Source organism: Sphaerotilus sp., assembly GCF_034519685.1.
Taxonomy (GTDB): Bacteria; Pseudomonadota; Gammaproteobacteria; order Burkholderiales; family Burkholderiaceae_C; genus Sphaerotilus.
Window position 1 is genome coordinate 582,716 of record NZ_JAXHOF010000006.1, and the last position, 14,802, is coordinate 597,517.

General features: G+C 68.8%; 11 protein-coding genes. 8 read left to right on the forward strand and 3 right to left on the reverse strand.

The window, feature by feature from the left end; translation table 11 throughout:
• Nucleotides 1-9: 9 nt before the first annotated feature.
• A complete protein-coding gene (locus U5O44_RS13890; protein ID WP_416222216.1) occupies nt 10-1,560 on the forward strand; it encodes a SpoVR family protein in 1,551 nt (516 codons plus the stop codon).
• Between the two features lie 67 nt (nt 1,561-1,627).
• On the opposite strand, the gene U5O44_RS13895 is transcribed toward U5O44_RS13890, so the two are convergent.
• Nucleotides 1,628-2,557 carry a hypothetical protein gene (locus U5O44_RS13895; RefSeq protein WP_322589046.1) on the reverse strand — a complete coding sequence of 310 codons (930 nt, stop codon included), beginning with the start codon at nt 2,555-2,557 and terminating at the stop codon, nt 1,628-1,630.
• 214 nt (nt 2,558-2,771) lie between these two features.
• Here U5O44_RS13895 and U5O44_RS13900 point away from each other — a divergent pair, with 214 nt between their 5' ends.
• Genes U5O44_RS13900 through U5O44_RS13915 form a run of 4 tightly spaced genes read left to right on the forward strand, consistent with a single transcriptional unit; the run spans nt 2,772 to nt 8,921 of the window.
• Nucleotides 2,772-3,563 (forward strand): hypothetical protein, encoded by a 792-nt coding sequence (locus U5O44_RS13900; protein WP_322589047.1) that lies wholly within the window; start codon nt 2,772-2,774, stop codon nt 3,561-3,563.
• A 42-nt stretch (nt 3,564-3,605) separates the two neighbouring features.
• Complete coding sequence (locus U5O44_RS13905; protein ID WP_322589048.1) at nt 3,606-7,280, forward strand: CHAT domain-containing protein; 3,675 nt, start codon at nt 3,606-3,608, stop codon at nt 7,278-7,280.
• A 54-nt stretch (nt 7,281-7,334) separates the two neighbouring features.
• On the forward strand, nt 7,335-7,589 hold the full coding sequence (locus U5O44_RS13910) for a helix-turn-helix domain-containing protein (protein WP_322589049.1): 255 nt from the start codon (nt 7,335-7,337) through the stop codon (nt 7,587-7,589).
• Nucleotides 7,590-7,598: 9 nt separating this feature from the next.
• Nucleotides 7,599-8,921, forward strand: coding sequence for a type II toxin-antitoxin system HipA family toxin (locus U5O44_RS13915; RefSeq protein ID WP_322589050.1), 1,323 nt, complete (start codon nt 7,599-7,601; stop codon nt 8,919-8,921).
• A 27-nt stretch (nt 8,922-8,948) separates the two neighbouring features.
• On the opposite strand, the gene U5O44_RS13920 is transcribed toward U5O44_RS13915, so the two are convergent.
• Nucleotides 8,949-10,370: an FAD-binding oxidoreductase gene (locus tag U5O44_RS13920; RefSeq protein WP_322589051.1), complete on the reverse strand. Its 1,422-nt coding sequence runs from the start codon at nt 10,368-10,370 to the stop codon at nt 8,949-8,951.
• Nucleotides 10,371-10,420: 50 nt separating this feature from the next.
• Here U5O44_RS13920 and U5O44_RS13925 point away from each other — a divergent pair, with 50 nt between their 5' ends.
• Nucleotides 10,421-11,125 carry a Crp/Fnr family transcriptional regulator gene (locus tag U5O44_RS13925; protein WP_322589052.1) on the forward strand — a complete coding sequence of 235 codons (705 nt, stop codon included), beginning with the start codon at nt 10,421-10,423 and terminating at the stop codon, nt 11,123-11,125.
• On the opposite strand, the gene U5O44_RS13930 is transcribed toward U5O44_RS13925, so the two are convergent.
• Nucleotides 11,107-13,686 (reverse strand): PKD domain-containing protein, encoded by a 2,580-nt coding sequence (locus U5O44_RS13930; RefSeq protein ID WP_322589053.1) that lies wholly within the window; start codon nt 13,684-13,686, stop codon nt 11,107-11,109. The genes U5O44_RS13925 and U5O44_RS13930 overlap by 19 nt on opposite strands.
• 207 nt (nt 13,687-13,893) lie before the next feature.
• On the opposite strand from U5O44_RS13930, the gene U5O44_RS13935 reads away from it, so the two are divergent.
• Nucleotides 13,894-14,088: a YgaP family membrane protein gene (locus U5O44_RS13935; protein WP_322589054.1), complete on the forward strand. Its 195-nt coding sequence runs from the start codon at nt 13,894-13,896 to the stop codon at nt 14,086-14,088.
• Between the two features lie 102 nt (nt 14,089-14,190).
• Nucleotides 14,191-14,781, forward strand: a complete 591-nt coding sequence (locus U5O44_RS13940; RefSeq protein WP_322589055.1) for a hypothetical protein — start codon at nt 14,191-14,193, stop codon at nt 14,779-14,781.
• Nucleotides 14,782-14,802 lie beyond the last annotated feature (21 nt).

The window sequence follows — 14,802 nt, forward strand, 5'->3', positions numbered from 1 at the left end:
GCTGTCGCCATGAAGGATCTGCACGGCGGTCCGCTGCCGGCGCCCGAACGGGCTGCCGAGCCGCTGCCCGGCCCGAGCGACTGGAACTTCGAGCTGATCGAGCAGTACCACGACGTGATCCGCGGCACCGCGGCCCGCTTCGGCCTCGACACCTACCCCAACCAGCTGGAGATCATCACCGCCGAGCAGATGATGGACGCCTACGCCAGCGTCGGCATGCCGGTGAACTACCGCCACTGGAGCTACGGCAAGGAGTTCATCTCGACCGAGAAGAACTACAAGCGTGGCCACATGGGGCTGGCCTACGAGATCGTCATCAACTCGAATCCCTGCATCAGCTACCTGATGGAGGAGAACTCGATGGCCATGCAGGCGCTGGTCATCGCCCACGCCGCCTACGGCCACAACAGCTTCTTCAAGGGCAACTACCTGTTCCGCATGTGGACGGATGCGGCGTCGATCATCGACTACCTCGTCTACGCGAAGAACTACATCGCCGACTGCGAGGAGCGCCACGGCATCGACACGGTGGAGGCCTTCCTCGACAGCTGCCACGCGCTGATGAACCACGGTGTCGACCGCTACCGCCGTCCGAGCAAGAAGACGCTGGCGCAGGAACTCAGCGAACGCAAGGACCGCGAAGCCTACGCCCAGCAGCAGGTCAACGACCTCTGGCGCACGCTGCCGCGCCGAGCCGAGAAGGCCGAAGAAGCGCAGAGCAACCGCCGCTTCCCCGAGGAGCCGCAGGAGAACCTGCTGTACTTCGTCGAGAAGAACGCCCCACTGCTGGAGCCGTGGCAGCGTGAGATCGTGCGCATCGTGCGCAAGGTGGCGCAGTATTTCTATCCGCAGCGCCAGTCGCAGGTCATGAACGAGGGCTGGGCCACCTTCTGGCACCACAAGCTGCTCAACACCATGTACGACGACGGCCACCTGACCGACGGCGTGATGATCGAGTGGCTGAAGTCGCACACCAACGTGGTCTACCAGCCGCGTGTGGGCGACCGGGGCTACAGCGGCATCAACCCGTATGCGCTCGGTTTTGCCATGTACACCGACATCAAGCGCATCTGCGAGGAGCCGACCGAGGAGGACCGCCAGTGGTTCCCCGAACTGGCTGGCACGCCCTGGCTGCCCGCGCTCGACCAGGCGATGCGCAACTTCAAGGACGAGAGCTTCATTGGCCAGTACCTCAGCCCGAAGCTGATGCGCGACCTGCGGCTGTTCGCATTGCACGACGACGACAAGAAGCCCGAGATCGAGGTCAGCGCCATCCACGACGACAGCGGCTACCGGCGGGTGCGCGATGCGCTGTCGCGCCAGTATGACCTCGGCTCGCGCGAGCCCAACATCCAGGTGTGGAACGTCAACCTGCGCGGTGACCGCTCGCTGACGCTGCGGCATTTCCAGCACCAGGACCGCCCGCTGGCCGACAGCGCTATCGAGGTGCTCAAGCACGTCGCGCGGCTGTGGGGCTTCGCGGTGTTCCTGGAGAGTGTCAATGCCAAGGGGGATGTGACGAAGCGCTGGGGCGTGCCTGCGCCGGCATCGACCAGCTGAAACGACTCCGGCAATGCAAGAGGCCGGCCCGGTGACGGGTCGGCCTCTTGCGTTCGGGCGCTGTCGGTCAGAGGAAGCGGGTCACCGCCAGCATCAACCCGATCAGCGCCAGTCCGGACACCCCCGCGATGCCCAGCGTGAGCTTCTTCAGCCGCTCCTGCATCTGGGCTTGTTCGGCGGCACGCTCCTGGGTCAGCGTGGTGACGCGGTTCTGCAGCGTGTCCTGGGCCATCCGGTGCTGGGAGAGCAGGTCGCTCAGGTCTTCGACCCGGTTGTGTTCCTGGTCGAGCTGGCGCTGGAGCAAGGCCAGGTCATCGGCCAGTAGCTTCTCGGAATGGTCGCGGGCGTCGGTGTCGGCCTGCACGGCATTGCGCAGCGTCTCCACCTTGACGTTCTGTGCGTCGGCAATGGTCTGCACCCATTCGCAGGCGGTGTCGACGCGGGCCGTGGCCTCCGTCAGCGCCTTCTGGATCTGGGCCTGTAGTTCCTCGCGGGTCTTGCGGCTGTCCTGGGTGGCTTCGGTCACGCGCTGGGTGGTGGCAACCAGGCCGTTGCGGACTTCCAGCAGCTGGTTCATCACCTGCTGCATCTCGCCGCTGTGCGCCCCCTGGGCCTGCTGGTACTCGGCCAGCGTGGTGTGCGCTTGCTTGACCTTCTGCTGCAGCGTGCGGGTGGCCGTCTGCTGCGAGGACAGGGCGTCCTGCTGGCGCTGGATCTGCTGCGACTGCACCACCGACAGCACGATCAGCTGCCCGAGCGTCTTCGACAGCGCCGACACCTCCAGATCCGAGTTGTCCGGTCGGTGGTCACCTGCGGCGATCGCCTGCCACAGCGGCTGCAGCGAGTCGTGCATGCCGACCGGTCCGTGGATGCGCTGGAAATCGTCCAGACGCCGGAAATGGCGCCGGAAGTCGTTGACGATGCCGTCGAAGTCCGCGTTCTGCAGGACGTCCTGCGGCACGTTGATTTGCGCGATCTGGCTGATGATTTCGGACATGGTCGGATTCTAGGAAGGCTACCCGCGGATCTTGGACCGATATCGAGGGGAGTTCCGACACCATCTCCGCGCTTGCGCGGCTCAGATCACGAACCCGAACGCTGAACGACGGTTTGCCCGGTGCTGGAGCCGGGAACGCCCCGGTGTTGATGGATGAAACAGTGGGATATTCTTTTGGCGATTGACTTTTCCATTTGAAGGGCAGGGGGCTGACATGACGACCACCACGACGGACTACATCCGACAACTGGTTCTGGCCGACGAGGTGCCGGCGCGGACGCGCGGGACCGTGACAAGAGGGGTTGGGGTTGGCGAGACGGCCGTGCCGACGCTGCCCGCCTCGCCGCTGCCGGCGGGTCTTCAGGCTGCCGTGGACGCCGGCACGCTGCTGTCCTTCGTGGATGGCATCGGAACGCAGGAGCGCGACGACGTGCTCCACGCGGTGCAGCTTGCCCACCGGGGCGCCAGCGGACGCTTCGACCGAGGCACGCAGGTGGCCGAGTGGTACGGGCTCTACACCGAGATCCTGGAGCAGGTCGGCTGGACCAGCGAGCGGCTGGCCTTCGCCGAGTACCGGCAGGACGAGGGCGATCTGCGGCTCGACAAGGCGGCGTTGAAGGTGATCGCCGCCGTGGCGACGCAGAACCAGTTGTCGCTGCTGACCGAGGCGCTCGACGTGCTGCAGGAGATGGCCGACGGCGACCGGGCGATCGAGGTCTTCAACTTTCACACCTCGTCGAGCACTGGCGGCAATTTCCAGATCGGCGCGGTGCAGCGATCCGAGGGCGGCACGCTGGCGATGGCCCTGGGCGCCTTCCACTACACCAGCGACGACCGGCGTCGCCGCGTGCTCTTCACCGGCTGGGGCGTGCGGCATCTGCGCTTCTGGACCGCGGCGCAGAAGATGACCCTCAACACCGCGCTGTACGCACCGCATCGCGAGCTGATTCGCCAGAAGCTGGGCGTGCAGGTGCAGAGCTTCCTGGCGGGGCTGGACCTCGGCTGATCGGCGCGGCGGGCAAGACGACAACATCAAGGGGGATCGGGCATGAAAGCCACCATCGAATTGCGCGGCAGCGACGTGTTCTGCCGCGCCGAGGACACGCAGGCGTCGGGGCCGTCGCTTGAGCAGCGGCTCGATCTGGAAAGCGCCTTGCCGCGGCTGCAAGACTGGGCGCGGCGCTACGACGAGGCGGTGCGGGCCGACAGTGGCGCGGACACGCTGCGCCTCATCGGCCGGGAACTGTGGGACTGGCTGGACAAGCCGGCGGGCTGGGCTGCGGCGTGGGCGGCGGGAACCGGGGCGCGGGTGCTGGACATCTGCGTGCGGCCTGATGCGCTGCAGGACGAAGCGGCCCGCGCGCTGCTCGACGCGCCGTGGGAGTTGCTGTCCGGGCCGCAGGGCTGGCTGGCCGAGGACGCGGTGCAGCCCTTCGAGGTGGTGCGGCGCATCGGCGCGGCGGCCACTCCGCGGGTGGCCGAGTTTGTGGACCTGCAGATGCTGTTCATGGCGGCGGCGCCGGAGGGTCAGCATGTGCTGTCCTTCGAGGCCGAGGAAGCCGCGATCCTTCAGGCCACCCAGCGCAAGCCGCTGCACTTGTTCGTCGAGGAAACCGGTTCGGCAGAGTGGCTGAAGGATCGGCTGGTGGCGGATGGTCCGTTCGACGTGCTGCACCTGTCCTGCCATGGCGACATCGACAAGCGGCGTGGCCCGGTGCTGGCGCTGGAGGACGACCGTGGCGGCATGGTCTTGACGGAGGTGCCCACGCTCGTCGAGGCGATCGGTGAGGCGGACCGTCTGCCGCTGCTCTTCCTGTCGGCGTGCCGGACGGCCGAGCGGGTCGAGTCTGGCGAGGAAGGGCGTCGCCGCGCGGCCGAGCCGATGGTGCGGGAACTGATCCGTGCCGGGGTGGCGCATGTGCTGGGCTGGGATGGCTCGGTGCGGGACGTGGATGCCGCGGCCTTCGCCGAGCACTTCTATGACGAACTGGCGCAAGGGCGGGCCGTGGCGCTGGCGGCGGCCCGGGCACGCAGCAAGCTGCTGCGGACCGCGCGCACCGATCCGAACCGTGGGGCGCACTGGCATCTGGCGCGTCTCTATGTTGGTGCGCACGGAGGCGGGCCACTGATCGCGCGTCAGGGTCAGGGAAAGAAGCGCCAGCACGCTGGCCAAGGCGTGGACCGGCAATTCCTCGACAAGCAGCGCCAGCGGGTGCCGGTGGCCGGGCGAGGGGCATTTGTCGGTCGGCGGCGTGTGCTGCAGCGGGTGTTTCGTGCGTTCGCCGAGGTCGATTCGGGGTCCGGCGGAGGCTGCGGCGTGCTGCTGCACGGCATGGGCAATCTGGGCAAGTCCAGCGTGGCCGCGCGGGTCGCGAGCCGGTTGCATCGGCATCAGACGGTGGTGGTCTTCGAGCGCTATGACGCGCTGGCGGTGCTGGATGGTCTGAAGGACGCCGTTCCGGTGGCGCGCAGGCAGAGTTTCATGGACGAGTGGCGCGAAGCCGTGCGGCAAGACGGTGGCCGGCTCGCTGATGCGCTCGAAGCCCTGCTGGATTTGCTGGGGAGCCACCACGATGGCCAGCAGGCTGCGGCGCCGCTGCTGCTGATCATCGACGACCTGGAGCGCATCCTGGAGACCCCGAAGCCCGGCGACGAAGCGGGGGTGCGGGTCAGGGCAGGCGATGGGCGGGTGGCCTTGCAGGCGATCCTGACCGCTTTCGACCGGATGGCCGGGCGCACGGCCTCGCGCCTGCTGCTGACCAGCCGCTACCGCTTCACGTTGCCGGATGACTGGGGCAGCGACCTCGCCGAGCGCCTGATCCCCGTGCCGCTGCAGCCGATGTCGGACATCGACCAGCTCAAGCAGTGGGACGCGGCGCTGCGGTTGCTGACGAAGGCGCCCGCCGACACGCCTGAGTTGCGGCGGCTGATGCTGCGGGCCATCGGGTTAGCGGTCGGCAATCCGGGCTTGCAGGAGGTGCTGACCCGCCCGCTGCTGTCGGGCGAGCTGGCGGTGGCCGAGCGGGCGATGGCGACGATCGAGCAGTTCCAGGCGAACGGCGAGATCCCGGCCGACCTGCGGGCGCGGGTGGCGCTGCCGGCCGTGCAACTGACGGCAGCCGACCAGGGCAATGCGCTGCTGCAGTTCTTCCGCCGCATGGCCTTCGAGACCTACCGCGCCGCGCTCACGCCCGATCAGTTGCGCCAGCTCCAGGCGGCCACGCTGTTCGACAGCGGCCTGCCGGTGCCCCGCGCGGCGCTGGAGGCGGTGGGACAGGCGGCTGGCGTGACGGACGCCGCGGCGGCGACAGACCGGCTGCTCGGGTTGGGTCTGTTCGACGACTTTGGCAAGTTTGCCGATGTGCGTCATGCAGCGGTCAATCCGCTGGCGCGTCCGTTGGCCGAGTCCTTGGCGAACGACGAGCTACCGATGTTAGCCAGTGCTGTGTTGCCTGCGCTGGCACAAGCCTGGGTACGGGATGGTGCCTTCCTGCGGTCAGCCCCGTTTGCAGCTGAATCATGGCGGCTGCTGCGACTGGCGCCGGTGCTGGGGCCAGCGGTGCTGATCGACGGCACCACGGCTGTGCTGGCTGCGCATCGATACGCGCAGGACGACCATGCGCAGCGCATCCTGGATGAACTGGTGCAACCCGCCTGCGCGGCGCTGGACCGACTGGAGCACCCGCCTTCCCTGGCCTGCGCACTGGCGGTGCATGAGGTGGCCGTGCGTGCGGCACATGCCACGCTGCGTGATGCCAGTGTCGAGTGGATGCTCGCCATGGCGAATTCGCCATTCGAACAGGCGAACGTGCTCTGGAAAAAGGGCCAGACCCTTGTCACCCAGGGGCAGCTTCATGAGGCTGCCGGGTGTTTTTCCCAAGCTGCGACCCTGCTGCGTCAATCCGGAAATGACCGCGAGGTTGTTGTCGTGCTCGGGACGCAAGCGGACATCCTGCAGTCGCGCGGGCAGCTTGATGAGGCGCTGCGCATCCGGCTGGAAGAACAGTTGCCGGTCTATGAGAGGCTGGGCGATGTGCGCGAGAAGGCGGTGACGCAGGGCAAGATTGCGGACATCCTGCAGTCGCGCGGGCAGCTCGATGAGGCGCTGCGCATCCGGCTGGAAGAAGAGTTGCCGGTCTATGAGAGGCTGGGCGATGTGCGCTCGAAGGCGGTGACGCAGGGCAAGATTGCGGACATCCTGCAGTCGCGCGGGCAGCTCGATGAGGCGCTGCGCATCCGGCTGGAAGAAGAGTTGCCGGTCTATGAGAGGCTGGGCGATGTGCGCTCGAAGGCGGTGACGCAGGGCAAGATTGCGGACATCCTGCAGTCGCGCGGGCAGCTCGATGAGGCGCTGGCCTTGCATGTCGAGCGCCTGACGGTGTTTGAGCAGCTCGGCGACATTGATGGTGTTGCCCATACGCGATTTGCGTCAGCCCAGTTGCGTATCGGTCGTGGCGACCACGAGGTCGGGGGCATCCAGGCCATTTATGAAGACCTGGCGCACTCCTTCGCGATCAATCAGAAGCTGCAACGCCCGGACGGAATCGCGGTCGTTGGGATGTTGCTGGCCCAGGTGCTGGCGATGGGCGGCCTGCGTGACGGAGCGCTCAAGGTGCTCGATGCCGCCGAGCAGGGGTTTCGCACGCTCGGCAATACCGAAGGCGTGCAGCAGGTGGCGATGTTGCGGCAACAGGTGGGCGGAGCGGGTGGCGTGACGGGTTGATGCTTGATCAGGCATATCTTGCATTCATGCCGAATCAGGCATATCGTTGCCCGTATGGACTACCCGCTGCAGATCCCCGACCAGCTCACCCACCACCTGCGCGCCCTGCGGTTGGCCAAGGGGTGGAGCCAGGCTGAACTCGGCCAGCGCCTGGGCGTCGGCCAGAGCCGCGTGGCACGCATCGAGCGCGACCCGACGGCGATCAGCGTCGAGCAGTTGTGGCGCGTGCTGGCGGTGCTGGATGTGCAGGTGGTGCTGAGACCACGCGGCCATGAGCCGAAGCCTGCGGGCGATGCCGCCGAGTGGTGAGGGGCATTGATGGCGACGGCGCTGCGGGTGTGGATGAACGGCGAGGCGGTCGGCCTGTGGACCGAAGGTCGAGGCGGGGCCGTGTTCCGCTACGACGAGGCTTGGTGGCGGTCGCCGAATGTGCGGGCACTGTCGCTGTCCTTGCCGCTCACGCCCGGTTCCGCGGAGATTCGCGGCCCGGTCGTCACGCATTATTTCGACAACCTGCTGCCCGACAGCGACACGATCCGTGCCCGGCTGCGCGCCCGGTTCGGCGTCACCTCGCGCACGTCGATGGACCTGCTGCGGGCGATCGGGCGCGACTGTGTCGGCGCCATCCAGTTGCTGCCGCCCGACGACGCGCCGACCGGCTGGGATCGCATCGACGGCGATCCGCTCGACGAGGCACAGGTTGCGCGCTTGCTCGCGGCCGTGACCACCCCCGGTTCACCCGGCGACGCGGACGATGATTTTCGATTCTCGATTGCCGGGGCGCAGGAAAAGACGGCCCTGCTGTGGCATGACGGTCGCTGGCACCGTCCGCGTGGCGCGACGCCGACAAGTCACATCCTGAAGCTGCCGCTCGGTCTGGTCGGCAATGTGCGCGCCGACATGCGCGATTCGGTGGACAACGAGTGGCTGTGCGCGCAACTGCTGCAGGCGCTTGGGCTGTCGGTGGCGCCGACCTCGATCGGTCGGTTCGAGGCGCAGCGTGTCCTGGTGGTCGAGCGGTTCGATCGACGGGTGGCGGGGCAGGCGGCTCGGCCCTGGATCGCCCGGCTGCCGCAGGAGGATTTCTGTCAGGCCACCGGCACACCACCAGACCGCAAGTACGAGACCGATGGCGGGCCGACGATGGTGCGCTGCCTCGACCTGCTGTCCGGCAGTACACGGGCACCAGCCGATCGCAGCCATTTCCTGCGCACCCAGCTCGCGTTCTGGCTGCTGGCCGCCACCGACGGACACGCCAAGAACTTCTCGCTGTTCCACCAGCGCGGCGGCGGTTTCCGGCTGACGCCACTCTATGACGTGCTGTCGGCGTGGCCGATCATCGGTGAGGGGGCCGACCGCATCTCGCCGCACCGCGCCCGACTCGCGATGGCGGTGCGCACGCGCAGCGCCCACCACCGGCTGCGCGAAATCCAGACGCGGCACTGGCAGGCGCTGGCGCTGTCCGTGGGGGGCGAGGCGCTGTGGACGGAGATGGTGTCGATGGTCGAGCGGACCGATCAGGCAGTGGCCGCCGTCGAGCAAGGGGTGCCCGCCGATCTGTCCGCCGCCGTCTGGGCGGCCATCACGCGGGGTCTGCGGGAACAGGCGGCGCGGTTTCGTCGCGGCTTGACCCCAGGCTGATCGCCCTCATCGCTCTGATCGCCTTGATCACAGCGCAAAAATCTTGCCGGGATTCATGATGTCCTTCGGATCCAGCGCCCGCTTGATCTCCCGCATCAGCCCGACCGCCGCCGGTCCGGCCTCGTCAAGCAGGAAGCCCATCTTGTGCAGCCCGACGCCGTGCTCGCCGCTGCAGGTGCCTTCCATGCGCAGCGTGCGCGCCACCAGCCGGTCGTTGAGTGCCTCGGCGAGGGCGCGCTCGGCCGGCTGCGCGGGGTCGATCAGGTAGCCGAAGTGGAAGTTGCCGTCGCCGACATGGCCGACGAGGAAGTAGGGCAGGCCGGAGGCATCCACGTCTGCCACCGATTCGGCGATCAGCTCGGCCAGCCGCGAGATCGGCACGCAGGCATCCGTGGACATCGCGCGGCAGCCCGGGCGGCTCTGGATCGCGGCGAAGTAGGCGTGGTGGCGGGCGGTCCACAGCCGGGTGCGCTCTTCCGGGGTCGAGGCCCATTCGAACGATTCGCCGCCGTGGTCGGCCGCGATCTCTTGCACCGTCTGCGCCTGTTCGGCCACGCTGGCGGCGGTGCCGTGGAACTCCATCAGCAGCATCGGGGTTTCCCGAAGCGTGAGCTTGCTGTGGCGGTTGACCATGCCGACCGTCTGGCCGTCGATCAGCTCGCAGCGCGCGATCGGCACGCCCATCTGGATCACCGCGATCGTCGTCTGCACCGCTGCGTCGATGCTCGGGAAATGGCAGATCGCCGCCGACACCGCCTCGGGCAGCGGGTAGAGCTTGAGCGTGATCTCGGTCATCACGCCGAGCGTGCCCTCGCTGCCGACGAACAGTCGGGTCAGGTCGTAGCCGGCACTGGACTTGCGCGCCCGCGTGCCGGTGCGCACCCACTCGCCCTGCGCATTGACGAGGCCGAGGCCGAGCACGTTCTCGCGCATGGTGCCGTAGCGCACCGCGTTGGTGCCGGATGCACGGGTGGCGGCCATGCCGCCGAGCGAGGCGTCCGCGCCGGGGTCGATCGGGAAGAACAGGCCGGTGTGGCGGATCTCGTTGTTGAGCTGCATCCGGGTGACGCCGGCCTGCACGGTGACGGTGAGGTCTTCCGGGTTCAGGCGCAGGATGCGGTTCATGCGCGACAGGTCCAGGCTCAGCCCGCCCTGCACGGCCAGCAGGTGCCCCTCCAGCGACGAGCCGACGCCGAACGGGATCACCGGCACCGCGTACTGGTCGGCCAGTTTCACCGCCGCCATCACGTCCTCGTTCGATTCGCAGTAGACGACCGCCTCCGGCGGCGGCACGTCGTAGGTGGACTCGTCGCGGCCGTGCTGTTCGCGCACCGCCTGCGCGGTCGAGCAGCGCTCGCCGAAGCGGGCCTGCAGCGCCTGCAGCATCTCGGCGGGCATCGGGCGGGGCGTGATCTGGGGGCGCCAGTCGGCGTGGAGCGGGGCGTTCATGCGGGGTGTCTCCGGGCTTGTCTACACTGAGGTGATCTGAGGTGATGATGATGCCTGTGTCCCCGTCCATGTCCGCACTGGTGGCTCTCGTGTCCGGGCTCTACCCGGTGCTGGCCGACAGCCCGCCGCCCGGCTGGGCGCAGGATCTGGCCGCACTCGGCTCGCCGATCGAGGCGCCCGCCGGGACCGTGCTGTTCGACGAAGGCTCACCGTGCCGCGGCTTTCCGCTGGTGCTGGCCGGCGAGGTGCAGGTGGCGCGCGGCGCGCCGCAGGGGCGGGCGATCGAGCTGTACCGGGTGCAGCCGGGCGAGATCTGCGTGGTGTCGGCCGCCTGCCTGTTCGGTCAGGCGACGCTGGCCGCCCACGGCGTGGCGCTGCAGCCCAGCCGGCTGCTGCTGCTGCCGGCGCCGGTGTTCATGCGCTGGAGCGACCACGAGCCCTTCCGCCGCTACGTGTTCGGCCTGTTCGCCTCCCGCATGACCGACCTGATCGCGCTGACCGAGGCGGTGGCCTTCCAGCGGCTCGACCAGCGGCTGGCCGCCGCGCTGCTCGGCCGCGGCACGGTGCTGCAGGTCACGCACCAGCAGCTCGCCGACGAACTCGGCACCGTGCGCGAGATGGTGACCCGGCTGCTCAAGCGCTTCGAGCAGGCGGGCTGGGTGGCGCTGGGGCGGGAGCGGGTGCAGGTGGTGGATGCCGTTGCCTTGCGGGCAGCGGCATCCCAGGCCACCGAGGTTCAGCGCTTGAGCAGGTAGAACTGCAGGCCGCTGGCGTCCGACTGGGCGCTGCCGGTCTGCACCAGCATCACCAGCTTGTCGTCGGCGGCGTGGAAGATCTGCCGGCCGTAGGCGGTGGCGCCGTACACGGTGGGCAGCGGTGTGTCGGCCTGCGGGAACAGCAGCGAGCCGGTGTAGCGCTTGTAGACCGACGGGTAGACGACGGTCGTGCTCCAGAGCGTGCTGCTGGTCGACAGGGCGACAGCCTCCTGCGCCGTCGCCGAGTGGCTTACCGAGACCACTGCGCTGCCCAGCGTGCCGGCGTAGGTCAGGTCGCTGGTGCGGAAGTAGGTGCCCGCGCTGGTGAAGAGCAGCGTCTGGTCCGCCGAGAGCCAGAACGGCGCACCGACGGCATAGTCGCCCCAGTAGGGTGAGCCTTGTCCCACGCCGAGCAGGCCGGTGACCGGATCGACCGTGGTGCCGTAGATCTGCGATGGCGACAACCCCAGCGACAGCGTGAACAGCTTGCCAGCGCCACCGGCGAGGATGGCGCGGGTCGTCCCATAAACCGAGGCGAAGCCACTGTGGGTCTGGACGGTCGCGCCGGTGCGACCATCCAGCACGGTGAAGGCCGGATACACCCACTGTCCGCCCGTCTGGCCTGTCAGGTAAACGAGACCTGCGTCGGACACCAGCGCCTCGGTCTGCGAGCCGCCCGTTGCGCTGGAGTGCAGCAGCGTGGCGGTCGGCAGGTCGATCAGGCTGACGGTGCCTTCGTGCAGCACGGCGGCCAGCCGGCCATCCGGGCTCAGGTTCAGTCCCTTCACCGCGGTCGGCAGGGCGATGGCAGTGTCCGTCGCTGCGGCCGGATCGACGAGGTGCAGCACATTCGGCGTGCTGCTGACGATGGCGGCCAGGCCCAGCGACTTGCTGTAGGCAGCCATCAGCGGCGTGTAGGGCAGCTCCACCGTGCCGGGCACTGGCACGGTGGCCGTGAGGGTCAAGCCCGCGATGCTGGTGACGCCCCCTTCGGTGACCGTGACCGTGAGGTAGTAGGTACCGGCCACGTCCGGGGTGAAGGACAGGCTGGCGCTGGTCGGTGTTGCGACCGTCGCGGTGGAGCCGGCCGGGCGCGCATCGACCGACCACTGGAAGCCCAGCGGCTTGCCACTCTGGCTGATGCTGGCGGCGGCCGAGGCGGTGACGGACTGCCCGACGAGGACCGCCACCTGCGTGCGGTCCAGTGCCGCGACCGGCGGGTAGTTGCCCACGTACACCGTCACGGCTTGGGTGGAGGTGCGGCCCGCGCTGTCGGTCACCTCCAGCTGGAACTGGTAGGCGCCGTCGAGGTCGGGCGTGATGGTGATGTCCGCCTGCGTGGTCTGCGCGAGGGTGGTGGTGCTGCCGAAGGGCTTGTAGTTGATGCTCCAGCGGTAGGCGAGCGCACCGCCGTTCGGGTCGTAGCTGCTGCTGCCGCGCAGCATGACCGGCAACCCGGCTCCCGACACCAGCGGTGGTGCCGACACCCGCACCACGGGCAGCGTGTAGCCGGTGACGACGGCGGTCACGCCGGGGATCACGTCGAGCGTGGTGGTGAACTGGCTGGAGACGCCCGTGGCACTGTCCAGCAGCGTGGTGCGGACCAGGTAGGTTCCGGCCACATCGGGCACCAGGCTGACCAGGCTGCCACTGGTGGCCGACAGCACGGCGGTGCTGCCGGTCGGTCGTGAAAGCAGTTGCCAGGCGGTGCTGGTGGTGGCGAAGCTCGGCACGGCACTGTCGCTGGTGTCGAGCAGGACGAGATTGCCGACGGCGGCGTCGAGCGTGCTGCTGCCACCCACAGCGGTGACGCTGGCCGCCACGGCCACCACCGGCGCCTGTGCCGTGGCGTTGTAGACGAAGACCACGTCCGAGAACTGGCCGGCGACGTTGGTGCCGCGCGCCCGCACCTGGTAGGCGCCGGCCATGTCGGCGGTGAAGTAGGTGATGGTCCCGCTGGTGGTCAGCGTCGCCTTGCTGCCGGCGGGCTGCTGCAGCATCTGCCAGCCCACGGCGACCGCCCCGCCGTTCGGGTCGGTGGTGCCCGCCGTGTCGAGTGACACCATCGAGCCGACCGCCAGCGTCTGCGCGGGCCGGGTGTCCGCGAGGCCCTTGAACTCGACGGTGCCGGTGAGGGTGACGACCGGCGCGCCCTGGATGGCCACGAGTGTCGCGGTCTGGCGCGACGTGCGGCCCTGTTCGTCGGTGACATCCAGGGCGACGACGTAGCTGCCGGCGATGTCGGGGACGAATCCCGTGCGCGCGCTGGCGAGCTGGGCGGGATCCAGGGCTGCGGCGCTGCTGGCGGGGCGGGATGTCAGCGTCCAGGCGTAGCCGGTTCGGGCGCCCGAGACGGTGCTGCCGCTGCCGTCGAGGGTGACCTCGCTGCCCAGCGTGACCTGCAGCGTGACCGGGCTGACGGAGAGTGCCTGCGCCGTCGCCTGGATCACGGCGACGGGGGGTGTGTCCCCTCCACCGCCGCTGCCGCCGCCACACCCCGCCAGCGTGAAGGCCAGTGCCAGCACCAGCCATCGGGCCCACCGTTGAAGTCCTCGTTGCATGATCATCATCCCTTGGTTCCGTGGAAGGCCTGCCCGTTCCGACGCGGCCTGTTCTGGTCGCGATTGGAAACGGTGCAAGGTTTCTCGGCCGCAGGTCCGGTGGTTTTGGTGTTCTTGTGTGACCAAGGTCACAGATAGACCGGGTTGGCAGGACCACACTCGGTCCCAACCGGCAAGGGTGCCGGCCCTGTGTCTCTGGAGATCCCCATGAAAATCAACGTCGGCGGCGCTGACCGCATCCTCCGCATCGTGGTCGGTCTGATCCTGATCCTTCTGGCTGCCACCGGACAGGTGGGCGCCTGGGGCTGGATCGGCATCGTGCCGCTGGCCACCGGTCTGCTGAAGACCTGCCCGCTGTATTCGGTGCTCGGCATGAATACCTGCCCGATATCGCAGAAGTGACGTGCGATGAAGTGAAGTGATGCAGGCAGAATCCGGCGCCGATGGCGGCGACGGGCTCGGTGCGGTACCGATTGCGTTCACCGCCCGGGAACTGGTGTGTTCATGCCTGCTCGTTCGTGTGCCGATGGGCTTCTGAAGGTCGCTGCCCGGTGGGCGTCTGCGGCGGCGTTTTCTGCGGTCTGCGTGGGGAGTGCCTGCGCCTGGGGCGCGCCCGTGGTGGAGGGCGCCGTGGGTGCGGCGACCTGCACGGGCTGCGTGCGCGCGACCGGCTGGCGCCTGTCGGTGGCCTATCCCGTGCCGCTGGGCACGGGCGGGCTGACCGTCGGACCGATGCTCGGGTATGCCGACCTCGGCACCGTCGCCGAAGGCCCGTCGGTGCAGCGCCACCTCCGCCACACCCGCGGCCCGTTCGCGGGTGTGCAGGTCGCGCTGCCGCTGGCCGAGGGCTGGCAGGCGCAGGCGCGGGTCGGCCTGGGGGCCTGGGACACCGCCCTGGTGACCACCGTCCACGGGCTGGAGGCCTTCCAGTCGTCCGAGCGCCATGTCGGGCCGCTGCTGGGTCTGGGCCTGTCCCGGGCGCTGACGCCTGCACTGGCGCTGGTGGCGTCGCTTGATGTCGGGCAGCACCGCTTCAGCGGCTTGCCGACGGTCCGCCCCGTGCTGTGCTCGCTCGGGCTGGCGGCCACGTTCTGAGGCGGAGCCGGAGCCGGAGCC